The 24,916-nt window shown below is 44.7% G+C and carries 21 protein-coding genes and 1 pseudogene; all 22 read left to right on the top strand.

Features of this window, described 5'->3' with window-relative positions:
• Positions 1 to 16 precede the first annotated feature (16 nt).
• Positions 17 to 1,171, top strand: a complete 1,155-nt coding sequence (locus MHH82_RS30165; RefSeq protein WP_009594214.1) for a sensor histidine kinase — start codon at positions 17 to 19, stop codon at positions 1,169 to 1,171.
• A 4-nt stretch (positions 1,172 to 1,175) separates the two neighbouring features.
• Positions 1,176 to 1,898, top strand: coding sequence for a response regulator (locus MHH82_RS30160; protein WP_009594205.1), 723 nt, complete (start codon positions 1,176 to 1,178; stop codon positions 1,896 to 1,898).
• 343 nt (positions 1,899 to 2,241) lie between these two features.
• Complete coding sequence (locus MHH82_RS30155) at positions 2,242 to 2,664, top strand: hypothetical protein (protein ID WP_015737728.1); 423 nt, start codon at positions 2,242 to 2,244, stop codon at positions 2,662 to 2,664.
• Between the two features lie 567 nt (positions 2,665 to 3,231).
• Positions 3,232 to 5,132, top strand: a pseudogene (locus MHH82_RS30150) (DEAD/DEAH box helicase).
• A 944-nt stretch (positions 5,133 to 6,076) separates the two neighbouring features.
• Entirely contained in the window at positions 6,077 to 6,553 is a 477-nt protein-coding gene (locus MHH82_RS30145) for a ComF family protein (protein ID WP_340969213.1), read from the top strand.
• Between the two features lie 113 nt (positions 6,554 to 6,666).
• Positions 6,667 to 7,077, top strand: a complete 411-nt coding sequence (locus tag MHH82_RS30140; protein WP_009594229.1) for a TIGR03826 family flagellar region protein — start codon at positions 6,667 to 6,669, stop codon at positions 7,075 to 7,077.
• A gap of 87 nt (positions 7,078 to 7,164) precedes the next feature.
• Positions 7,165 to 7,461: a flagellar biosynthesis anti-sigma factor FlgM gene (gene flgM, locus MHH82_RS30135; protein ID WP_015737724.1), complete on the top strand. Its 297-nt coding sequence runs from the start codon at positions 7,165 to 7,167 to the stop codon at positions 7,459 to 7,461.
• Positions 7,458 to 7,958, top strand: a complete 501-nt coding sequence (locus tag MHH82_RS30130) for a flagellar protein FlgN (protein WP_340969209.1) — start codon at positions 7,458 to 7,460, stop codon at positions 7,956 to 7,958. The genes flgM and MHH82_RS30130 overlap by 4 nt, the downstream gene beginning before the upstream one ends.
• A gap of 18 nt (positions 7,959 to 7,976) precedes the next feature.
• The gene (gene flgK, locus MHH82_RS30125; RefSeq protein WP_340969207.1) at positions 7,977 to 9,551 is read left to right on the top strand and encodes a flagellar hook-associated protein FlgK; all 1,575 of its coding nucleotides are present in this window, start codon (positions 7,977 to 7,979) and stop codon (positions 9,549 to 9,551) included.
• A 12-nt stretch (positions 9,552 to 9,563) separates the two neighbouring features.
• The gene (gene flgL / locus MHH82_RS30120; protein ID WP_340969206.1) at positions 9,564 to 10,457 is read left to right on the top strand and encodes a flagellar hook-associated protein FlgL; all 894 of its coding nucleotides are present in this window, start codon (positions 9,564 to 9,566) and stop codon (positions 10,455 to 10,457) included.
• Positions 10,458 to 10,469: 12 nt separating this feature from the next.
• Positions 10,470 to 11,045, top strand: a complete 576-nt coding sequence (locus tag MHH82_RS30115; RefSeq protein WP_340969205.1) for a DUF6470 family protein — start codon at positions 10,470 to 10,472, stop codon at positions 11,043 to 11,045.
• 72 nt (positions 11,046 to 11,117) lie between these two features.
• Positions 11,118 to 11,582: a flagellar assembly protein FliW gene (gene fliW, locus MHH82_RS30110; protein ID WP_340969203.1), complete on the top strand. Its 465-nt coding sequence runs from the start codon at positions 11,118 to 11,120 to the stop codon at positions 11,580 to 11,582.
• Positions 11,560 to 11,796 (top strand): carbon storage regulator CsrA, encoded by a 237-nt coding sequence (gene csrA / locus MHH82_RS30105; protein ID WP_340969202.1) that lies wholly within the window; start codon positions 11,560 to 11,562, stop codon positions 11,794 to 11,796. The genes fliW and csrA overlap by 23 nt, the downstream gene beginning before the upstream one ends.
• Positions 11,797 to 11,963: 167 nt before the next feature.
• Entirely contained in the window at positions 11,964 to 12,809 is an 846-nt protein-coding gene (locus tag MHH82_RS30100; protein ID WP_340969200.1) for a flagellin N-terminal helical domain-containing protein, read from the top strand.
• A 73-nt stretch (positions 12,810 to 12,882) separates the two neighbouring features.
• Entirely contained in the window at positions 12,883 to 13,221 is a 339-nt protein-coding gene (locus tag MHH82_RS30095) for a flagellar protein FlaG (protein WP_340969198.1), read from the top strand.
• Positions 13,222 to 13,238: 17 nt separating this feature from the next.
• Entirely contained in the window at positions 13,239 to 14,702 is a 1,464-nt protein-coding gene (fliD, locus tag MHH82_RS30090) for a flagellar filament capping protein FliD (RefSeq protein WP_340969196.1), read from the top strand.
• Between the two features lie 49 nt (positions 14,703 to 14,751).
• The gene (gene fliS / locus MHH82_RS30085) at positions 14,752 to 15,144 is read left to right on the top strand and encodes a flagellar export chaperone FliS (protein ID WP_340969194.1); all 393 of its coding nucleotides are present in this window, start codon (positions 14,752 to 14,754) and stop codon (positions 15,142 to 15,144) included.
• Positions 15,137 to 15,475 (top strand): hypothetical protein, encoded by a 339-nt coding sequence (locus tag MHH82_RS30080; RefSeq protein WP_340969193.1) that lies wholly within the window; start codon positions 15,137 to 15,139, stop codon positions 15,473 to 15,475. Before fliS ends, MHH82_RS30080 begins: the two co-directional genes overlap by 8 nt.
• Before the next feature lie 17 nt (positions 15,476 to 15,492).
• Entirely contained in the window at positions 15,493 to 19,737 is a 4,245-nt protein-coding gene (locus MHH82_RS30075) for an IPT/TIG domain-containing protein (protein ID WP_340969191.1), read from the top strand.
• A 71-nt stretch (positions 19,738 to 19,808) separates the two neighbouring features.
• Entirely contained in the window at positions 19,809 to 20,894 is a 1,086-nt protein-coding gene (locus MHH82_RS30070; RefSeq protein WP_340969190.1) for a glycosyltransferase family 2 protein, read from the top strand.
• 9 nt (positions 20,895 to 20,903) lie between these two features.
• Entirely contained in the window at positions 20,904 to 22,796 is a 1,893-nt protein-coding gene (locus MHH82_RS30065; RefSeq protein ID WP_340969188.1) for a tetratricopeptide repeat-containing glycosyltransferase family 2 protein, read from the top strand.
• Positions 22,793 to 24,661 (top strand): glycosyltransferase, encoded by a 1,869-nt coding sequence (locus MHH82_RS30060; RefSeq protein WP_340969186.1) that lies wholly within the window; start codon positions 22,793 to 22,795, stop codon positions 24,659 to 24,661. The genes MHH82_RS30065 and MHH82_RS30060 overlap by 4 nt, the downstream gene beginning before the upstream one ends.
• The last annotated feature ends 255 nt before the right edge of the window (positions 24,662 to 24,916 follow it).

Below are 24,916 nucleotides of genomic sequence, written 5' to 3'. Positions count from 1 at the left end.
AAATGGAGTAGAGTGCGTGGATTATCAAGCCGATGCCATCGACCGTGTCATAAAAAATGCCATCAAAGTGATGGAGGACAGCAAATACCAGATGTTCGAAATATTGGAGGCGTCGCGGCAGGAGCTCGCGTCTCTCAATCATGAACTGCAGCGGACATTAAAAGAAACGACGGAAACCTTAGAGAAGGTGGATCAGCTGGAGCTGAACTACCGCCGTTCCCGGATCCGGCTGACCGAGGTCAGCCGGGATTTCGTCCGGTACAAGGAAGAGGACATCAAGCAGGCGTATGAGAAAGCAACGCAGCTTCAGCTTGACCTCATGATCTACCGGGAGAAGGAAATGTATCTGAAAGCAAGACGAGATGAGCTGCAGAAGCGGGTTCGCAATGTCGAGAACTCGGTGGAGCGCGCAGAATCGATCGGATCTCAGATGGGCGTAGTGTTGGAATACTTGTCCGGCGAGCTGGGCCAGGTATCCCGAATCATCGAATCTGCGAAGAACAGACAGGTCATTGGACTCAAAATTATTCTGGCGCAGGAAGAAGAACGGAAGCGCATATCCAGAGAGATTCATGATGGACCTGCGCAATTGCTGGCGAATCTGGTTCTTAGGACGGAAATTGTAGAAAGAATGCTTGCAAAGCAGGAATTTAAGATGGTGCAGGACGAAATAGTAGATTTGAAGGGCCAGGTGCGTTCGAGCCTGGAGGAAATGCGAAAAGTCATCTTCAATCTGCGTCCAATGGCACTCGATGATCTAGGATTAATCCCCACACTGCGTAAATATGTGCATGATTATGAAGAGAAATCGAAAATCCGCACGATCTTCGAGACACGGGGGAAAGAGCATCGTCTCTCTTCTGCGATGGAGGCGGCCATCTACCGGTTGGTGCAGGAAGCACTTTCGAATGCTGCAAAACATGCTTACCCGACTTATGTGCTTGTTGAAATCACCTACCAGGCGCAATTGGTCAAAATCGTGGTACAGGACAATGGCCTGGGATTCAATGTCGATTTGCTGGAGCAGAAAAGCAAGGACCACTTTGGGTTAATTGGCATGCGGGAGAGGGTTGAGCTGCTCGAAGGGAGAATGGAGATCGATTCAGCCGAGAATCAAGGAACCAAGATCGTGATTCATATCCCGACGAACGTAGAAAAGAGAAAGGAGTAATCGGATGGAACATTTGGAGAAAGAGAACACGATTATCAAAGTATTATTAGCGGATGACCACCAGCTGTTTAGGGAGGGTCTGAAACGCATACTGAATATGGAGGACGACATTGACGTGATCGGCGAATGCGGCGACGGCATTCAAGTGCTTGAGTTCTGCAACGAAGTAAAGCCGGATATCGTGCTGATGGACATCAACATGCCGACCGAAAACGGCGTTCAAGCGACCGAGAAACTACGTGAAATGTTTCCTGAGATCAAAGTTATTATTCTGTCGATTCATGACGACGAAAGTTATGTGTTTGAAACGCTCCGTAAGGGAGCGAACGGTTACCTCCTGAAGGATATGGAAGCCGAGTCACTGATTAATGCGATTCGTTCGGTACATGAAGGATATGCATTTATCCATCCGAAAGTAACGGGCAAGCTGATCCACCAGCTCCGCCGGATGACGTATGTAAACGAAGCAGGCGCGATGGCGGAGAGCGGTTCGCGTGAAGCTGGAGTCAAGTTTGTGGCAGGCGAGAACAACCCATTGACAAGGCGCGAAGCGGAAGTGCTTAGACTAATGGCCGAAGGCAAGAGCAACAAGATGATTGGGGAATACCTGTTCATTAGTGAAAAAACTGTAAAAAACCACGTCAGCAGCATCCTGCAGAAGATGGAAGTGGACGACCGTACGCAAGCGGTTATCAACTCGATCAAGTATGGCTGGGTGACGTTGTAATCGCCGATCCGAATGCACGGACGCGTCTTACATAGGGAGGGAACTGCCAAGGGCGGTTCCTTTTTGTTATGATCATTAGGGGTTTACAGTATGGCTGAACTCTTTCGGTAACTAGCATACATAATAAATAACTGCTTATATCGCTGTATTTTTTTGAATAAGTTCGAGGGCTTTCTTGATATCGCAAGAACGGCGGCCTATCTTGTAGAGGGAATGTCGATAAACGTCTTCCTTATGGCAAATAAGCCGTTCCCGATAAGTTCCGTGTGGGCACCGGTTACATAACTGTCACCGTCCTTTCCTGGTCAGCATATATTGTTGATAAGAGAAGGAGGTGAGTCTCATGGTTGCCCAATTGCTGTGGATACTCGCGGTGTACGGGATCGCTGTTGCTCTGGTTCATATCGTGCATGCCCGTCATCTCCGAAGAGCTAGTGAAGGCACGGGGCGGCGCAGGCATTATGTGCTGATCACGTCCAACCATGAGCGGCAGGTGGAATGGTATTTGAGAGCCCTTTCCTGGTATGCCCTGCTGAGCGGGACGCGCGTGCGCGTCACCGTCCTTGATGACCAGTCGTATGATGATACGTTAAAGATTGTTAAGAGATTGACTCATTTGTCCGGAATTGAACTGGTATACGGGACTTGGAGATCCGGTGATCCGGCATCACAAGAAACGGATGTCGATCCGAATGAAGACGAAGTCATACGGGTCGATCTGAGAAACCCGATGGAGGCTGTTCAGATTCCATATGTACAGGGATAAACATCGGCAAGTTGTTTTGGTTCCCGGGATGATATTCATATTGTTGAAGGCGTGAAGCACACTCCGAGCGTATAGCGAGGGGTGTGCTTTTTGCGTTTATTGGCGTATTGGGGTGGAAGATGTAGAGATCAGATGCTAATAAATCGTAGTTATGACAGTATTCGACAAAAGGCGTTGTGCAATGGAGATGTTTTGGTTTGGGTGATCTGGGCGTTGAGGTGAGAAACAAATATGAAATGGAAGTCACTGCAGTTAGATCAGGACGATTGTACATCTATATTGATTGGAACTAACTCAAACTCGGGCTTGAGATTCTATCTTCTATTAGCAGGGCTGGCTAAAGGGTGGGAGTTGTGGAAGGAAGATAGGTATTCGAGAAAGGAGCATAATTAATAGTTATTTACGGAGTTCTATTGAATCTTTCATACAATGCTTCCCCGACTGGTATTAGATCCACCAAATTTTTTAAACTGAAAAGCAACTGAAGCATGTTGTGAACTACCAAGTTCCAGTACCCATACATGATCTTTTGAGCTGTTTATACGTCTCAATATTGGAGTTGATGTCATGCAGATTGCCATATATGCCATTCGAGTAGCAGAGAAATGGAATTGCTATCTCTCGCTGGATTTGAGGGTGGATCTTCAATGGTGGTGTGGAAGAATGAGTCAGGCGGATGAAAGGGCTGGTACACCGTTATTGGTGCTGCTGTCCTCTCGAGTACCACTGGGATGGGCCGTTGAAATCCAAGCGAGATTTCAGCCGATTCCAGACATGGATCGATGGGAGAGGCCGGATTGGCTGAGATATATGTATCAGGCATTAAGCCCGTTTTTACTGCAAGAGCCGGAGAGCAGTAGGTCCAAATGGAGCGCCTTGTTGCAGGAAACCCAATTGTTGGATGGGACTTATCTAAGTTCCCTGATCGAGAAGGGAGCCGTGCTAGTAGGCTGGGATGCCCTGGTGCAGCAGGCTGAGCTGCTGATCGAGTGCATGGCAGGACGAGCCTTGCTTGCTGGCGAGGTCGAAGCATTGTTGGGGGAGGTCGCCGTGGGCACGGCGACTGGCGCGCTGCGGCCCAGCTCGGCGTCCTGCTGGGCCGCCTGCGCTTGGAAGCGGGGCTGGCACAGCCCGCCCCGCGCAGAGGGCCCGGCTGGCTCCGCCGCCGGGCCATGACCCCCCGCTGCCGGCGTTGCGGCAGCGAGGCCAAGAGCCGCACGGCATGCGCCACGTGCGGCTCGGCGGCTTGCGCCTATTGCGAGGCCTGCCTCGCGATGGGGCGCAGCCGCGCTTGTGCCCTGCTGCTGCATGGCACAGCAGGGTCGGCCGTGCGGGGCACGGCCGGGGGTTCCCCCACCGCGGCCTTGGGCCGGTGGGGGCTTAGCGCAGCGCAGAGCGCCGCCGCTGGCGCTGCGCTGCGGTTTTTGGCGGAGCCGCCCGCAGGGGGCTCCGCGAGGTCCGCCGCACGGTTTCTCATCTGGGCGGTGACCGGTGCCGGAAAGACCGAAATGATCTTTCCGCTGCTGCAGTCCATTCTGGATGCAGGTGGGCGCGTCTTGGTCGCCACGCCAAGACGGGATGTGGTGCTGGAGTTGGCACCTCGGCTATCCAAGGCATTTCCCCAAGAGACGGTGGTCACGTTATATGGCGGAAGTCCGGAGCGTTGGAAGCGGGGGAGCATCACGCTGGCAACGACGCATCAGCTGCTGCGATTCAGGGGAGCTTTTGATCTGGTCGTGATCGATGAGATTGATGCCTTTCCCTATCATAACGATCCGATGCTGGATTACGCGGCCAAGGGTGCTTGCAAACCGGGGGGGAAATATATCTATCTGTCGGCTACCCCGCCAACGCCTCTACAGCGCGAAGCAGCTGCGGGCCGATTGCCACATGCGAAAGTTCCCGCACGCTTCCATGGCCATCCGTTACCCGTTCCTCAGAAACTGAAAATGTTAGCGGTGAATCGCTGTCTTAAAGAAAAAAAGCTTTCCCCACTCCTGGTTCGCAGCCTGAGCGCCTCCCTGAGACGCGGAGCTCAAGTGTTCCTGTTCGTTTCCCGGATCAAGCATATTGATCCTATTCTGGAACTGCTCCGCAAGGCGATTGCCAATATGCCGATTGAAGGGACTTCATCCATCGACCCGGAGCGGGCGGGCAAAGTGATGGCCTTCCGAAACCGCGAGATTCGATTGCTGGTGACAACAACCATTCTTGAACGCGGGGTTACGGTTCCAAAGAGTGATGTTTTCATTTTGGATGCAGATAGCGAGCTTTTTGATGAAGCCGCTTTGATTCAGATGGCCGGTCGTGCGGGCCGATCCAAGGATGATCCGGCAGGATGGGTAGTGTTTGCAGCACCACAATGGACTAGGTGCCAAAGCTCGGCAGTTCGGCAAATCAAGGCGATGAACCGAATCGCTGGTAAAGGCGGGTATTTACGTACAGTTCAAGAGTTGACGGGTAAATAGGAGGGGTGACTGGGAGTAAGCGTGTGGGCGTTAATTATAGTTCTCGTCCTCCTGATGTTAATCTCATGGTACCTTATGGAATCTAATAGATTCACATAGATACTTTTAGCTCCCATACATTCTCGTCTCTCATGGATACTCGTAGTCTTCCATAGACTCTTATAGTCTATTGGATTTCTTAGATTCCCTTAGATCCCTTAGATCCCCAGTGTCTCTCATAGTTCTCAGATTCCTATAATTCCAGACCATCCTTACATAACGAGGATAATAGATGACCGAGATGACTGTTGTTGACATGGTAATGGATCGAGAGCTTCAACAGCTCCTGTGCATGGGGGATTTAGTAACTGCGGTTTCATCTGAATCGAGAGTTCAGTTGGCCAAAGCTCAAGTGAATTATTAATCAGGAATCATTTAACACATCCAATATTAGCTACGAAAATATAACTGGCTATGTCAGTGGTCCGCAATGGCGATATGAACGCACTGTTCACTCTGTAGTCTGTTATCCGCTGAGCGGCATTCTATTTTCAAACTAACCAAGAAAGGGAGGTGCGTCTTTGATATCCAACGTATTAAGCCAACTCTTCGGGCACATGCATCGTTTGCTAAAACCGATTGACGAGATCTGCCTCACTTGCGGAAAAATAGGCTCATGTAACCAGGAACTTCCGGGGTTATGCCATGCCTGTTATCGGCAGATCCCATGGATTTTCAAACCCCGATGCTTGCGATGTGGGCGGGGAATCGGTTGTCCCGACTGTACTCGATTAGGCGTGAACGATCGGAGCTTTGTTTTGAATCGGAGTGCGGTAACCTATGACGCGCAGATGAGGGAGTGGCTGGCCCAATATAAATATAGGGGGAATGAGCGGTACGCGCCTCTTTTGGTCGAGATGATGCTGAGAGCCTTTACGATGTTTCATCGAGAGGCGAACGTCCGTATGTTTGATCCTCGTTTGCAGAACGCTCGTAGTGTGCCTTGGAGCATACATGCCGTCACTTCGGTTCCGGTTAGCCAGGAAAGGCTGCGGGAGAGGGGGTTTAATCAAGCGGAAGTACTGGCTATGGGGCTTGCGGCTAGCATTAAAACTCCTTATGTTCCGCTGCTGGAACGTAACCGCCATACGGATAAACAGAGTTTTAAGAGCCGGATGGACAGGCTAAAGGATATGGAGGGTGTTTTTGGCGCGTTACAGCATGCACCCGAAGTGTTGAGGTCTATAAGTAAGCGGGGCGCAGCGAATATTGGTTCTCCAGAGGAGATATTACCGATCATGGGGCCACTTCGTATATTACTCGTCGATGATATTTATACCACCGGGAGTACGATTAACGCTTGCGCGCAGGTTTTGCGAGGATACGAATCCTTCTTGGAAATGCCTATCGAGATTTATAGTTTAACCTGGGCCCGCTCATAAACAACCGAAATAGGAAAAATATGTGGATTCTCCTTTCGAATGATAGACGTAAGCCCTCAGATAATGTAATCTAGGGGTATCAAAGGTTCTATGTGGCATGGAGGTTGTTGAGCATGAATTTGGGGAATTGCCCTCGGTGCGGCAAGTTATATACGGTGAATATTCGGGAAATGTGTCCCGAATGCATGAAAGTGATTGAGAAGGAATACGAGAAATGCGCAACCTTCCTGCGTGAGCAAAAAGGCGCAACCATCCATGAGGTATCTGAGGCTACGGAAGTATCCGTGCGGCAGATTACGAAGTTTATCAAGGAAGGCCGGATCTCGATTGCGAACGCGCCGAACCTGGCGTATCCTTGCGAAGTGTGCGGAACGTTGATTCGCGAGAGCAATATGTGCGAGTCCTGCCGGACCCGATTAACGAGGGAGCTAAGGCAGGCAGCTGCTGGCGACCAGGAACATCAGCCTGGGTCCCGCAAAGACAGAGAGACTTATAGTGCAGTCGATAAACTGCGCAAATACTAACTTTTGAACTATTAACAATGTTTCATATCCGGCCGATAAACTTAGTAAAGCTTATCGGTCTTTTATTTTAAGTGAGGTGAATAGGGCGTGAAGATTAACGAATCGGGACGTGTGAACGGCATCAATTCGTATCAACGGAATATTGAATCTCGGGAGATGCAGCATATCGATAAGAAGAAACGCCGCAAGGATGAAGTATCAATCTCCCCGGAGGCGATGGAACTGAGTGCACAGAGTAAAGTACAGGATCCGGAACGCGCGGAGAAAATTCAGCGTTTGAAGGAAGCTGTAACCAACGGCACATATGAAGTACCGGTTGATCGTTTGGCAGACAAGTTGCTCCCGTATTTTCAATCCTACAATAAATCAGGTGAGTCCAAGTGAGTGCTAGGTCCATAATCGATTATATGAAGCGTCAGGATGAGCTGCATCAGCAGCTCATAGAGGCAGGGAAAGATAAAAGGCAAGCCATTCTGGATAATGATGTGGAACGTCTTACAGCGGTCATGACCAAGGAGAACCGCCTGCTGAAGCAGGTGGCGGAAACGGAAGCGCTGCGTCAAGGTGCCGCAGATGATTTTTTACGTGAGAAGGGCATCCGCTCCCAGCTTCAGCTGACGGTTACTGAAATGACTCGTCTTGTATTTAACCCGGAGGAAAAAACAGAGCTGCAGGATGTACAGCAGCAATTAATGGACAGGCTCATGGAGCTCAAAGAACTGAATGCCATGAATCGAGAACTGATTGAGCAATCTCTGGCATTCATAGATTATAGTTTGAATTTATTAGTCAGCCGTCCGGAGGATGATATGCTTTACCAGCATCCTCAACATCAGAATCCGACGGGCAAAGGCCGAAGCATGTTTGATACCAGGGCATAAGCAGAAAGGAAAATGTAGATGAGATCCACTTTTCATTTGCTCGAAATCGGAAAGAGGGGCTTGATTGCCCAGCAAGCTGCACTTAACACAGCTGGTCATAACGTTACGAACGCGAATACGCCGGGATATTCCCGCCAGACAACCCGCCTGGTTGCAGCTAACCCGATCGCTTTTCCGGGATTGCAGCGCTCTCAAGCGGCTGGTCAGCTCGGGATGGGCGTAGAAGCGGAGAGTATTCAGCGGGTTCGGGATTTCCTGCTGGATATCGAATACCGCAATCAGAACACGAATTTGTCGACATGGAGCGTTCAACAAGAGACGCTTTCAAATATTGAGGGGATTTTTAACGAGCCTTCGGACAGCAGCTTGAGCGCAAGCATTGCGGAGTTCTGGACGGCTTGGCAGACGCTGAGCAAAAATCCAAGCGACACCGATTTGTCCGCCCGTATGGCGGTTCAGCAGAAAGCGATTGCTTTGACGGAGACGTTTAACCATATTTACTCCCAATTGGATACGCTCAGCAACAACTTGACGTCCCGCATCGACACCAAGGTAGCGGAAGCTAATAACTATATTGAGCAAGTGGCGGAATTAACGCAAAGCATTAAACGCATCGAGGGTCTTGGTGATAACGCAAACGATCTGCGCGATAAGCGGGATCTGCTCGTTGATCAGCTATCATTGCTCGGAAACGTCAATGTCACGGAGACCGGTGACGTTTATCAAGTAACGTTTGGCAACCAGGTTGTGGTTGATGATATGACGTTTACCCCGATTACAAATGCGATTGCTGGCGCATTGACCGGCGGGGAGATTGCCGGCTATGTGACCTCGCGTGATGTGCATGTTCAAGGGTATATCACCCAGTTGAACATTATGGCCAACACGCTGGCTACAGGAAAAGTGGAAGTGACCCTGCCGGCTGGGACGATCCTTCCACCGGGCGTAAACATTCCGAATGCGGTTATGGATGCGAATAATCCACGAAAACTAGCCGAGGATGCAAAGCATACCGTGGATGGTCTAAATGGGCTGCATAAGCTGGGTTATACCCTGAATGAGCCAGCGACGACCGGCGGCGACTTCTTTGTTTCTGCTAACGGAGGGCCGATTACGGCGGGGAATATGAGGCTTAGCCAGACCATTCAATCCGATCTGAAGAACATCGGCGCCTCCCTGCGGACCGAAATGAAGACTGATCCGGTGAATGGTACGACCTCCGAGGTGGTTTTGAAAGGGAACGGCGGCATGGCGCTTTTGATCGCGCAACTCTCAGAACGTACGTTTAATTTCAATCCGAATAACAACAATGGTTCAGTAACGGATATCACTAATTTTGAAGGATATCTGCAGTCCGTTATCTCCAAATTAGGTACGGACAGCAGTAATGCCATCAAGATGGTGGAGAACGGCACGTTGCTGGTTGAGCATGCTGATACACTCCGCCTATCGATTAGCAGTGTATCGCTTGACGAAGAAATGTCGGATCTTATTCGCTTCCAGCATGCTTATAGCGCATCATCGCGCGTGGTTACTACCATTGATGAGATGTTGGATAAATTAATTAACGGTACCGGCGTTGTCGGCAGATAGGAGGAATAAATCATGCGCATAACCCAGTCCATGATGACTAGCTCCATGATGAGCGGCCTGCAAGGCAACTATCGCAGACTGGATAAGTATCAGGAGCAAATGATGACCCAGCGCCGGATTAATCGTCCTTCCGACGATCCGGTGGGTGTTGCAAGTGCTCTCCAATACCGTGGTCAGATCACGGCAACAACGCAGTTTGAGCAAAACGCGGATGATGCGGACGCATGGCTAAAGTATGGAGATACGGTTATGACCGAAGTTACACAGATTATCCAAAAGCTTTCGGAGTTGGCGGTTCAAGGCGGAACGGATACGGTACCGGCCGACGCTCGTGCCAATATTGCTGCAGAAGTAGACCAGCTATTCCAGCAACTAGTTTCCCTTGGCAACTCACAATTTAAGGGGAAGTATATTTTTAATGGCGAGAGAACCGATGAGAAGCCATTCCCTGATGATCCTACGCAAACTGCATATGCTCTGGATGATGGCGAAGTGAGATATCAAGTAGGTGCTGGAATCACGGTGTCCGTGAACACCTTGGGAGAGCAGGTGTTTGGAGCATATGGTGACACTTCGGGAATATTTGCTGTCGTAGATAATTTCAAAAAGGCGCTGTTGGCGGATGATACAGCAGGCATTCAAAGTGCTATTCCCTCACTTCAGAAGACTTTAGAGACGACTATTACTGCCCAAGCGGAGATGGGCGGTAAACAAAATCGTTTGGAATTTACGCTTAGCAGACTTGGCGATTTAAATTTAAACTATATGGATCTACAATCCAAAGTAGAGGACGCAGATATCTCAAAAGTTATTATTGATCTGAAGACTTCTGAAAGTGTATATCAGGCTTCTTTAGATACAATGGCTAGAATTATTCGTCCGAGTCTGTTGGATTTCCTAAGATAAAGGAGGGTATGCATGAATATCCCCCGAATACAAATTCAGCAAGGATACTCACAGCTTGGCCTACAATCCACGAAGGGCCAACAGAGTATAGAGCAACCTAGACCATCCATAAATATGACCCAAAAGCAGGCCTTCATTGAAGTGGAACAAGCTAAGGGGACTTTGGAGATTGATTCACGCAAGGCGTGGTCGGCGTTAGGCAAGGCTCGCTTTGAAGAGGTTACGGATAGAATAGCGCAATCTTCTCTTCAGATTTCAATGCAGAACATTGGAGAGATAGCCCAGAACGGGGACCGTATGATGGCTACTCATGAGGGCGGTAATGTATTTGCAGAAATTGCGAGGAATAACGTGTTCAAAGACCGTCCAAGGGTCGAGGTAACTGGCGATCCAGGATATGATAATGTGGACATTACGTATATTCCGGGTCAAGTGAAAACTAACTATGTTCCAGGTGGAGTTAGCTTTAATCCGGAGACGCATAAACCGATAATTGATTACTATCCTGGCAAGATAAATCCATATTTGATTAATCAAAATTTTATATTTATGTCGGCAACGGGTAAACAGCTTGATGCAGTTGTCTAGTTGTAGATATACAATAGCTATAATGAAACTAGTTTCATTATAGCTATTGTTTTTAATGAAGGAGGAATAATTATGATTGTGAACACAAAGAGATTCGGTAAAATCGAAATAGAAAACAACCAAATAATCATATTTGAGAGTCCTATACTGGGATTTGGAGATTTAAAAAAGTATGTCTTGCTTCAATCAGAAGAGAAGAAGAGTCCTTTTGAATTTTTGCAGTCTGCAGAAAATGAAGATTTGAGTTTTATTGTTACGGATCCTTTTGTTTTTTTTCCTGACTACGAATTTCAACTAGAATCACATTGGATTGAAACATTAGCCATTACAGATGAGTCCGATATAATAGTGATGGTCATCGTTACGGTCCGATCTGCAGATGATATATCCTGCAATTTAAAGGCGCCTATTGTCATTAATAAATCTAATAATAGTGCAGCACAGATTGTTTTAGATCATGGTGTTTACACGACTAAGCAACCGATGCTCAGAGAGAAGAAAGGAGCTGATATTAATGCTGATTCTTTCAAGAAGTAAAGGGCAGAAAATTATGATTAATGATAATATTGTTCTTTCCGTCATCGAAGTTAACGGTGATCAGGTTAGAATCGGCATTGAGGCTCCTGCGAATGTAACTATATATCGTGAGGAAATTTATGAAGCTATCAAGCAACAGAACCAAAATGCGGTTGAATTCAATGAGGATATACAGAATATTTTGCAGACGGTCATCCCAAGAGAAAAGATTTAATTTTTTATTAGAAAATTAATATTCTGCTATAAACAATAGAGTGAAGTTTCCGATAAATATAATATGGGTCGAAAGACATGGCAGTGACGGCCGAACACCATGTCCCGATCACAATAGGGTGAAGCAAGGATGCTAATCACCAACACATTCCAAGGAGGAATTTTATCATGCGTATTAACCACAATATCAGCTCTTACAACACACAGCGTCAATTGTCTTTTAACAACACTCAACAAGGTAAATCCCTTGAAAAGTTGTCTTCCGGTTACCGTATCAACCGTGCAGCTGACGATGCTGCTGGTCTTGCAATCTCCGAGAAAATGCGTAACCAGATCCGTGGCCTGGAGCAAGCTTCAAGTAATGCGTTGGATGGTATCTCATTGATTCAAACTGCTGAGGGTGCCCTGAATGAAACTCATGCTATGCTGCAACGTATGGCTGAACTGTATGTAAAAGGTGCAAACGAAGTGCTGACTACTACTGACGCCGCTAAAATTGACTCGGAAGCTAAGCAACTGTCCGAGCAAATCGGCTCAATTGCTACTCAAACCCAATTCAATACTAAAAAATTGTTGGATGGCACTACTACCAGCATCGTTTTCCAAGTTGGAGCAAATGGTGGGGAAACAATCACACTTAATCTTGAAAGTGCAACAAACACGACTCTAGGGGTTCAATTTGATGGTACAGGACTGCAAAATCTTGCATCTTCAGCAGCTGGTGCAGCGAACACTGATGCTGCAGCAAACCTGAGTCTTGTTCAAACTGCAATCAACACGGTATCGCAAATGCGTTCTGATCTTGGTGCAGTGCAGAACCGTCTGGAACATACGATCAACAACTTGGGTACGACTTCCGAGAACCTGCAAGCTGCTGAATCCCGTATTCGTGATGTTGATATGGCGAAAGAAATGTCTGAGTTCACAAAGAATAACATCTTGCAACAAGCAGCTACGGCAATGCTTGCACAAGCAAATCAACAGCCTCAAGGCGTTCTGCAATTGCTGCGTTAATTTTGGATTTAGCCGGCCGGGAAACCGGCCGGTTTTTTCATTTTAGCCTGATACAGGCGTTGGGAGGCTAGTGATGAGGATCGAACCGAACTTTAATCTTGCTCAGGGATCCTTGCTGCCTTGGTTCAACAAAATTGCCAGCGACGCTTCACAGGACGTACAGACAGAAGTTAGTTATACAAGCCAAAATAAAAAAACGATTCCTGAACTTGTGAACCAGGTCAATAAGAAACTCGAAGAGTTAGGTACTCACATCCAGGTCAAGGTCCATGATAAGACGAATACGATTATGGTCATGGTATTACAGGATGAAACGAATGAAATCATTCGCGAGATACCTAGCGAAAAAATGCTTGATCTCTTATATAACATTAGTCAACGGGTTGGCGTATTTTTGGATGAAAAAATGTAGGAAAGGGGAGTGTGGAAATGGCTATTAGCGGACCTGTTCGATTAACAGGGTTTAGCGGCACCCTGGACACGGACTCACTAATCGCGAAACTGATGCAGGCTGAACGATTGCCATTGAATAAAATACAAAAGCAAAAGCAATTTACAATCTGGCAAAGAGAAGACTACCAGGCTATGAATACGGCATTGTTAAACTTCAGGAATACAGCCAACAAATTGCGATATGAAAGCAACTTTGAGAAAACAACGGCAACTTCTTCTAATACATCGGTATTGGACATCACTTCTAGTGGGACTACAGCTGGAAGTAGTTCGGTCAAGGTTGAGCAACTGGCATCTTCAGCAACACTCATAAGTGGTTCGGTTACAACTGATAGCGAGAAAGTGAACAAATCCGGGACGGTTAAAATTAATGGGGTAGAGATCTCATTTACCGAAGAGTCAACGGTGAACTCCATTCTTAAAGATATTAATGCTAGAGCGTCCCAAACCGGAGTGAAAGCGAGCTATGATAAATCGAGCGGCACTGTATATTTTAATTCAACCGCTTCCGGCTCAAAATCCAAAATTGAAATCACCAGTGACTCAACGACTAATCCTAACAGCCTTAGTGATTTTATGGGGATTCTGAACCTTTCCAGCGCTACGGCCAGCGGCGAAGATGCTAGATATTCAGTGAACGGTTCCGCCGAAATCCTTTCCGCTTCTAACAATGTGAGTATCAATGGGGTCCAGGTGACGTTAAGAAGTACAGGCGAGGCCTCTATTGGAACGGTTACCGATCGCAGCGGTATTATCGACGATATCAAGAAGTTTGTCGATCAGTACAATTCCTTAATCGACACGTTCAGTACGGCGACCACAACGAGACGCAGTCGGGGTTATGAACCGCTTACTTCAGAAGAGAAAGAAGCGATGACTGAGAGTCAGATCACACAGTGGGAGAAAAAGGCCAGACAAGGTACTCTTTATAATGACAATATCTTGACAGGGACACTTAACACACTGCGTACTGCATTGAACACACCACTAGACGTTCCCCAGGGGCAAATTCAAATGCTGGCGAACATCGGGATTACTGTTAAGAGCGATTATAAAGAAAACGGAAAATTGGAAATTGACGAAACAAAGTTAAGAGAAGCCATTAATACAAATTTTGAAGAGGTAAAACAATTGTTTGTCATGACATCTTCGGAAGACCCGGCTCCAGGGAAGAGTAATTTGGGGATTGCTGATCGGGTATACGATATTGTTAATAAGCAAATGGATGCCCTCAAGAAGAAAATAGGCTCTGGTTCAATCGAGTCGATCGATGACAGCGTAATAGGAAAACAATTGAAGACGTTAAACGATCAAGAAGCGAGTTGGAAATCCAAGTTGATCGATATTGAAAACAGATACTACAAAAAATTCGCAGCCATGGAACAAGCGCTTCAAAAAATGAACAGCCAAAGCTCCTGGCTTGCATCGCAGTTAGGTTGATTTATTTAGTTCGAGTTTCAATAAAATGACTGATGGAGAGCGAATAATTATGCATTATGCACAACAACAGCAATATTTGAAGGTTCGGGTTGAGACAGCGGGTCCTGGTGATTTAACGTTATTGCTATATCAGGAGATAGTTAAATCATTGCTCTTAGCCAAAAAATTATATTCTCAAAATCAGTTCGAAGCCATGAACGAACCTCTTTATAAGGCTCGGGCAATTCTCAATGAATTAACAGTGACTTTGAACATGGACTATGATATAGCAAAAAATCTGCGAAGTTTGTATGAATTCTACTATAGCTATATAGCAGAGTTCATTATCAAGAAGGACGAGAGTATGCTCGATCACATGCTTGATTTTGCTAGGGATATGGTCCATACATGGAGTCAAGCTCTACAATCATTAAAATCAGCCGGGGTTCAGGCTAATGGGTGAAATTTCACAAAATGGTCCCATCGAACAGTTGGTTCGGTTATATAGGGTTGTACTAGAGTCTCCAAGTTTTGACCATTACCGTAAGTATGAGGAGCAGATTGATAATCTTTACGATCATTTGCGTCAACTTTCGCTAACTGAATATGACCTTTCGTTATTGTCTGAAGTGCAAGTGCTTCACGAAGAGCTGATCCTCGTCATTTTAAATGAAACTAAAGAACTGAAGGAAGAAATGAACCTTTTTGAGAAGAAAAAGAGAATCTCGGATCATTATGGAAGGCATTCGAACAATTATGACGTCGGTGCCTTTTTTGTAGATTTTAAAAAATAGGCAAACGGAGGATCTATATGAGGCTGAAGCCTAGACTACTCATTTCAATCTTAGCGTTAGTACTTTTCACGGTACAATGCTTGAATCTCACTGTAATTTCCGCTGCATCGGCCGACAGTGAAAGCGTTAAGGTTACGAAGGGACTAAATCCTGCTGAAATTTTTGAAGGTGGCGAGTCTGAAGTAACGATTAATGTTCAAGGTACGCCGGACAGCACCTTCATAAAACCCAATGACATTATTTTGGTTATTGACCGATCGGGCAGTATGGGTCCTAGTTATGGTCCTAATAACGGCGAAGATAAAATGCGTAATGCCAAAGAAGCTGCTAAAGGTTTTATTGATTTGGTTGACTTTAGTAAGCACCGTGTCGGCATTGTTGATTTTGCCAGTAATGTTAACTATAAGGACCTCTCTTCGAATCCAACCGAAATAAAACAATATATTAATGGAATTCAAGCGAGTGGCGGAACAGGTACAAAATCCGCGATTGAGAAAGCTCAAGATCTTCTTCGGAATCATAGAAGTGACGCCCAGCCGGTTATTATATTAATGACGGATGGACAAGCAACAGAACCTAGTCCGGATAGCTATGCACGCCAAGTTGCTCTAGAGCAAGCAAACTCTGCAAAGTCTGAGGGCGTTGTTTTCTACACTATTGCTTTATTACTGCCTAATGAAAACCCTGACACCAGTGCTCCAAACCTTTTGATGAAAGATATGGCTACGACAGCACATCATCATCACTTCGTTTTAGGATCAGTGGGACTTGCAGAAATCTATGCAGCCATTGTCCAAGAAATTGGGGTTGCAAGTGCTTATGATGTAGTTGTTAAGGATTTCATATCTCCACAATTTGAGATTGTTCCTGGCTCTTATAATGACAATATTCCACAACCTACACTAGAGGGTAATACAATTTCTTGGAGTTTCCTTGAATTGAAAAATGAACTACTGACGTTCAAGTATAAAATCCGTCATAAAACAGGAGCTCCTGTCGGCACTTTCCCTTCGGGCGACCAAGAAATTTCGGTAAGCTATAAAGATTATCTTGGTCAACAACACAGTTATACCATTTCACAACCAACTTTGACCGTCAAACACTATGCTCCTATTATTACATCCATCGAGCCGAACTCGGGGCATGTGGATGGCGGAGAATTGATTGTAATTAAAGGGAATTATTTCCATCCTGATGCAACTGTTCATTTTGGTTCGACCCAGCTTTCAAATATCGAATATGTCGATTCCCAACAATTAAAAGTTATTGTGCCGCCTGGAGTCCAGGGTTCAGTACCTGTTAAGGTGACTAACGGGGATGGTCAATTTGCTCAAGCTGAATACCGTTATTACGCTGAACCGCAAATTGTTGAGGTTGTACCTAATGAAGGTCCTCTTGAAGGCGGTACTAAGGTTCTTATTAAGGGGCAGTATTTTATGCCTGGAGCTTCCGTATCCATCGATGGGAAGGAATCAGTTGTAACTAAGAATAGTGTGGGCCAATTGGAAGTAACTACTCCTGCTGGCACACTACCAGGCGCGGTAGACATTACCGTTACCAATCCTGATGGAACGACTGTTACTTCAGTAGATTCTTTTACCTATATTGCAGGACCACAAATCACCGCCATTCAACCTAATATCGGGAGCCGAATTGGCGGGGAAAACGTGGTTTTGACAGGGGAACGCTTTGTCGAAGGTGCAAAGGTGTATTTTAACAATACGTTGGTTTCCTCAACCTTTGTTACAAGCGAAGAGTTAACGTTAGTAACACCTCCTTGGGCCAAGGCTGAGAGTGTAGACGTAATCGTAGAGAATCCAAATGGACAGAAACATACTTTGGCTAAGGGTTACACCTATGAAGACCCAAATCCGGTTATTAGTTCTGTCTCTCCAAATGCCGGGCCATTAGCTGGTGGTACCTTGGTCATTATAAAAGGAAACCATATAAAATCTGGGGCGAAATTGATTTGGGACGGAATTGAGCAGGGTAGCTACACGTACATCAACACAGGAGAAATTCGACTCAAGACCCCTGCATGGTCAACTGCTGGCTTCGTTTCGGTTAAAGTTGTGAATCCAGATGGTAAAGAAGTTGAGCTGGAAAATGCATTTGAGTATTTGGCACCACCGGATCCGTCACTTACTAAGATTAGCCCTACTAGCGGTCTGGTAAAAGGCGGTACTACAGTGACTATCAGCGGTACAAACATTCCTAATGGTACGAAGGTGCTCTTTAATGACACAGAGGTTCCAGTTAATTCTCTCACTGCCTCGCAAATCGTGATCACCACCCCTGAGTGGTCAGTAGCAGAGAAGGTCAATGTCAGTATTCTAACGCCTGGAGGATTTACAGTGGGCCTACAAGAGGCGTTCGAGTATCTCCCTCTTCCTAAGCCGCCAGCACCATCCATTAGCAGTATCTCCCCTTCTTCAGGAGTAGTTTCGGGAGGGAATATTGTATCTATTAATGGATCTAATTTTGTAAATGGATTGGAATTACATTTTGGACAAGAAAAAGTAGCATATACCTTTACAAGCAGTTCCTTGCTACGAGTTAAGGTTCCGGCTGCGACTTCTGCGGGATTTGTGTCTATAAGCGTAACCAATCCAGACGGTCAATCAGCTAGTTTCGTAGATGGATACGAGTATCTCCCGCTACCGGGGCCGACGCTTACGTCAGTTTCGCCTAACTTGGGCCCTGTTGCTGGGGGAACTGCTGTAAAAATCTATGGGACCAATTTTAAAAATGACTCCAAGGTGTTTTTAGGTGGCCAAGAGATTGCTAAGACCTATATCTCGACAACAGAACTTCGGATTACTACCCCGGAGTGGGTTTCAGCTGGTACTGTAGACGTCCAAGTATTGAATGTCGATGGTCAATCTGCTGTTCTTACGGGTGGATTCACGTTCGAACTTCCACCACCTATTCCGGCTCCTACCATATCTTCGGTTACACCGAATAGCGGGCCTCAAGAAGGAGGAACGATAGTAACCATTAAGGGCAGTGATTTATCTGTTGAAACAGAAGTTAGGATCGGGGATGTTAAGGTTCCAACTTCTTTCATGTCGAATACCGAGATCCGGATCAAAACACCTGCTTGGTCAACAGCTGAGACTGTAAATATTTCAGTTTCGTCCTCAGACGGTCAAATGAATGTTCTGGAAAATGCATTTACCTACAATGCACCTCCAGAGAAACCAAGTCCAGTAGTCGTTTCGGTATCTCCCAACTCTGCAGATCTTCCTGGTGGCGGGATCACGGTAACGATTACGGGAGAAAACTTCGAGAGTGGAGCAAAAGTATATTTTGAAAACGTAGAGATTGGTGCCACGTACTTAAGCGCTACCCAATTGAGAATTAAAACACCTACGTTTAGTAATGCAGGAGCTGTGAATGTGAAGGTTGTTAACCCTGATGGGAAGGAAGGATTGCTTCAAGATGGATTTACGTATGTAACACCTCCTCCTCCACCAGCACCGGTGGTTAGCTCCCTATCACCAAGTAGTGCTTTTGCTTCAACAAGTTCGCTGATTACAATTAATGGAGAAAACTTTGTGAGTGGTGCTCGAGTGGCTTTTAATGACGTTGAGGTATCGTCAACTTTTGTTAGTAAAACTCAACTGCGGGTAGCTACCCCAATATGGAGCCAACCTGAGACTGTTACCGTTAAAGTGATCAATCCCGATGGACAAACAGGGGAGATAGTGAACGGATTCAGCTTCACTCCTGATGCACCACCGGTAATCTCGAGTCTGTCTCCGAATACTGCCTTGATATCAGGAGGAACACTAGTCAATATTAATGGTTCTAGCTTCAAAAATGGTGCTAAGGTTTACTTCAACACAGAGGAAATTGCTGCTACATTTGTAAATGCCAATCAGCTCAGAATACGCGTACCAGTTTGGTCTGCTGCTGGGGGAGTTGATGTGACTGTAGTTAACCCTGATGGACAACAAGCTATTATGCAGGGAGGATTTATTTATACCGCTCCCGCACCGAAACCAGCACCAACAGTTACAAGTGTCTCGCCAAACACAGGTTCGAAATCAGGCGGTAACCTTGTGACTATTAACGGAACAAACATTCAGAGTGGAGCGAAGGTTGAAATCAACGGTGTAAGTGTCGCAGCAACCTTTATCAGTTCCTCACAGCTTAGAATTCGAGTTCCAGCTTCTAGTTTCGTTGGTGCTGTTTCTGTAACGATCGTCAATCCGGATGGTCAAACTGGGACACTGGCGGACGGGTATACGTATAACTGATTTATAAACGCAGGTGCCTAGCATTCAATGCTAGGTACCTGTTTCTATTTTTTTAATTAAGGGGTGCAACTATGAAGCTTCCTATATCAGTCTGTGTAATTGCGAGGAATGAAGAAAAACATATCAAGGAGTGTATACAATCTGCGCAAAAATGGATGAACGAAGTTATTGTGTTGGATACCGGATCAACAGACCGGACGCCGACAATTGTTTCAGAAGAAGGGGGGATAATAAAAAAGAGTGAGTGGAAGAATGATTTTGCAGCTGCCAGAAACCAGGTGATTACATATGCGAGTCAGCCATTTATTCTAATGATGGATGCTGACGAACGGCTTTTAGATTTAGATGTTTCAAATGTTTTGAAAGAGTTACACGAGTTGAATCTAAACCGAAAAAGAGCAGGTAAGGTGGAGATTCATAATGTATTGGACCATGGAATTATGAAAACGAGTATCGTTAGATTATTTCCGAATGACCCTGGCTTTGCTTATACCGGCTTGATTCATGAGCAACTTCAGCACAAGTCTAGTTTTCCGGAGACGCATCAAACCTCTCTGAAAATTATCCATTACGGCTATAGTATTAATCACATAGATGGTAAAGACAAAATTAACCGTAATTTAGAACTGCTTCACAAGCAGAATCAGGAAAAGCCGGAAGATGCTTATACTTTGTTCCAGTTAGGGAGGACTTACTCAGTTAATGCTGAGTATGATCAGTCCATTTCGTATTTAGAGATGGCATACCGATGCAGTAGCCAACAAAACTCCTATCATCCCAGTATTATCTACAGTCTTTGCAAGGTATATTTGAAAGAAAAAAAATGGAGGGAGTTATTTAATCTTATCGAAGCATCTCTAATAACTTATCCTCTTTATACCGATTTATATTATATATACGGCTGCGCTTTAATTGAGATAAGGACGATTGATTCTTTCGATCTTCTTCCGCAGGCGTTTACAAAGTGTATCGAGTTAGGTGAAGTTGACTCTACTATATTTGAGACGGAGTCGGGCGTCGGTACGTTCCTACCTCACTACAACTTAGGGCTCTATTACGAACTTCTGATGAAATTAGATGAAGCCCGATACCATTATAAAAAAAGCAGTGAATTTGGGTTTGAATTGGCAAAGAACCGATTAACTCAACTGACCTAGGAGGCATTCATGATTAGACCTACCATATCGCTATGCATGATAGTGAAGGATGAAGAACGATGCATTGAACGTTGTCTTGAAAGTGTTCATGCACTAGTTGACGAGATTATTATCGTTGATACAGGATCGACGGATCGTACACTTGAAGTCATAAGTAAGTACAATCATAAAGTGTACCATTATGAATGGGATCATCATTTTGCAAATGCGAGAAACTACGCGATAGAACAAGCTACAGGAGACTACATTCTTCATTTGGATGCTGATGAATGGATCGAGGATCCGAAAAGTAATTTGAAAACTATATTGAATAAGGAGATTTATTACCTTCCTATTCGTAATGATATTGGCGGTGGGCTGGCCGAGGTTCATAAATTTCCACGTCTATTCCGAAATATTAAGGAATTAAGATATGTAGGTGCACTACATGAGCAGATTAACCTATCCTTGAACCAGCACCGCAGTTCAGGTGTACTGCAAGAAGTATTGATTCACCATGATGGTTACTTGGCGCATATTGCTCATTCAAAAAATAAGCAAAAACGAAATCTGGACATTTTATTGAGAGAAAACGAGGAGAATCCTTCTGCATTTAATCTCTATAATTTAGGTCAGCAGTATTATACTGACAAGAAGTATCAAAAGTCTGTAGAAGCTTATCAACAAGCTTTTCAGTATGGTGGGGAATATGCATTTACCAAAAGGCTCCTTCTAGGGTTAATTCAAAGCTTGATGAAATTAACCCAATATTCTGAAGCTTTGTCCATAGCAAGGGATTCTTTCACCATCTATCCGGATTACATTGAATTTAAATATTTTGAAGGCTTGATATACCAAGAGATAGGATATCTGCCTGATGCAGAGCAGTGCTTTGAGAAATGCGTAGAGCATGGAGATAGCGATCCTACTGTTCATTATAATACCTATGAAGGAACGGGAAGCTATCTAGCTTTGGCTAAGTTAGCGGAGATTTCAGCACAACAATTCGATCGAAAAAAAGCGAATGAATATATTTCTAGAGCAATAAAAAAGGCACCTAATGTCATGGGGCTACTTCAGAGTTTTTTGGACATTAATTATGAAGCAGACCGCCGGGCGCTGTTTGACCACATTACTGCATTGTGGCCAACGCAGGCACCAGTAATTCAACAATTGGTTGCCGTGATCTATCAATTAAGACATCCGGTCCTAGTAGAGTTTATAGAACGCTATAATGTACAGGTAGACCCTGGCGTTTCGGTGTTTATAAATTTGTTGAAAGGCGAGTATCTATTGGCAAGTGATTACTATGCTAAATCGGAACCTAGCAATCGTGAACAAGCCCGAGAACTTTTGCTAATTAGTTTTCTGTTGTCAGATGTAAACTTATTTGATCGCTTCGTGCATTCAGTATCTCTAAGGAGTGCCGAACAGAAAATCCTTAAAGCAGTAATAACAAAGCAGACATTTACATGTATAAAGTTTACAAGTGATTTTGAAAATATCATATATGAATTAGTGGTTGATCTTTTGAAAATTCAGGATTATCAATATGTAGATTATCTATCTCAACATTTTATTACGCCACAAATGCGCTATGTTTTGTCTAAAGCTTTCTACCGTGCAGGGTTTTATGAAATTTCTCTTTCAAATTTGATTGAGGGGAATACTAAAGATGAACGTTATAAAATCAACCTGCTGGCAGCTCAATCTTTGCGTCATCTTCATTCTCTCGAGGATAGTCTCCATTATTATAAGCAGGCGTTAATGGAAAAGGAAAAGCCAGAAATAGCTTTTCAAGTAGTTACCGTTGCTAGACAAATTAATGATAGATTGGCTGCAGAAGAAGCTCTTCAGTGCATTTCAAAATTAGAACCGGGGTCAAATTGGACAACCAGAGACGGACAGGAGCTGCAAATATGACAGCGTTATTGGAAAAAGTAACTTGGTCTATTAAAGAGAATACACCGGAGAAAGGTTATGAGCTTTGTTTTGACAAATTAATGGAAGATCCTGATGATAGTGATGCGCTCACATGTCTAGGGTTACTTTCCATGTACTGTGGAAATCATAACGAGGCTCAATGGTATTTTGAACAGATTGACAATAACATATATTCAACAATTGACAACGATCTACTTCTAAGCATAAATGATAGAGAAGCCAAGGGGAAATGGGATAACTACCGTAGACTTCGGAATCAGCATGAAATGATCAGAATGGCAGAAACGGCTTCTTTATGTAGTGGAAATGTATTGGAGATTGGCTGCGCCAACGGAGATTTGTCCATATTCATAGCAAGTCATGGTGCCAGTTTATATGGTATAGACATAGATCCGATTGCTGTTGACTTAGCTCGACATAAAACAGCTTCATTAGGTATTGATAATTGCCGTTTTCAAATAGGCAACGGATACGGATTAGAATTACCAGATGATATGTTTGACACAGTAGTAGTGGCAGAGGTGTTGGAGCATGTAGATGATCCTAAAAAAATCATTCAGGAGGCTTACAGAATCTGCAAATCAGGAGGAACGGTCATTATAAGCGTTCCTAACGGATACGCTATTCCGGATCCTGATCATTACAATATATTTTCTCGTAATGTACTTACTGATCTAGTTCATTATTCAGTTGGATGTTCATTAAGATGGAATTACAAGGTTCCTTCTCAGTGGATTATGGGTACATTTGTAAAACCGGGCCGTAATCCCGTAGGGAATGACGTCAAGGACTTAAACGGTTACTTTTTGCCACAACCGTACAGTATCCCAAAGAGTGAGGCGCTAGTATCGGTAATTGTATCAACATTTAATCGGAAAGAGTTCATTGCGGATACAATTCAATCGATCCTGAATCAAACCCATAAAAATATTGAAATTATCGTTGTTGATGATGGTTCGGTGGATCCTCCCAAAGAAGAACTATCCCCTTTTATGGAACAAATTAACTATATATATAAGGCGAACGGTGGAAAGTCATCTGCTCTGAACCTTGCTATAGATCATGCTAAAGGGGAATACATTTGGGTTTTTGATGATGATGATATCGCCTTACCTTTGAAACTAGAGTTGCAATTGAAACGATTTCAATTGAATCCAAATTTAGGCATGGTACACACAAGATCAATAAATTTCAATGATGCCACTCATGAAATAGTAGGAATTCACGATCTCTCTCCTATTAAGAATAAGTTGAACCTGAAGCTGCTTATGAGAGGCTGTTACGTTCACGGGCCCACCGTTCTCTTCAAAAAAAGCTGCCTTGATCAACTTAAAGGTTGGGATACCAATTTGATCCGTGCACAAGACTACGATTTTTGGCTTAGGCTAATCTATTACTATGCTGCAGAGTACCTACCAGTTCCAACAGTGAAATACAGATTACATTCAGGTAGTAGGGGTTCAAAAGATGAGCCAGTCCAATTTAATGAGATCCTTTCAAAAACAGCCGATTATGAAAAGCTTATATTCAAAAATCTTTATCATAAATTTGAAATTCAAGATCTCTATAAAGATGAATTTAAAAGCGGAAATGTCACCTTAATGATTGAAGCATTGATAGAACGTGCCACAGTTTATGCTGCTAGAGATCTACTAGATGAGGTAAAACACGATATGAAGGTTGCAAAAGAAAATTCAGACCTTTACGGTAATCCTTGCTTTAGCGGTGAAGCAATACAGAATATCCATCAGCTTGCCAAAACTGCAGTGGAGAGAAAATGGGATGATCATGAATTGGTTTCCATTGTATATTCTTTTGTTAACATGATTACAGTTAAGTATTAACTGATAGATGTATCGGAGTGGTCGAGGACCCGAACTCTTATTGGGACCGGTCCCCGAAAAGCAAGATGGAACTGCTGATCTAGCGCATTGAATGAAGATTCAATACCAACCAAGTTGTTACCGTAAATCAGAAGTTCATTACATTAACTTTAATAATGTAATTCCCTGTTTCACCCCCTCCCTCCCTGGTTAAATAACCATAAACCTATTTTGTCCGCAAACTATTTTCGCCCGCCAACTCAGTCGTGAAGCCAA

The sequence above is a fragment of the Bacillus sp. FSL K6-6540 genome (assembly GCF_038007545.1).
The sequence above is the reverse complement of the archived record's forward strand: the minus strand, read 5'-3'. Positions and strand labels throughout refer to the sequence as shown.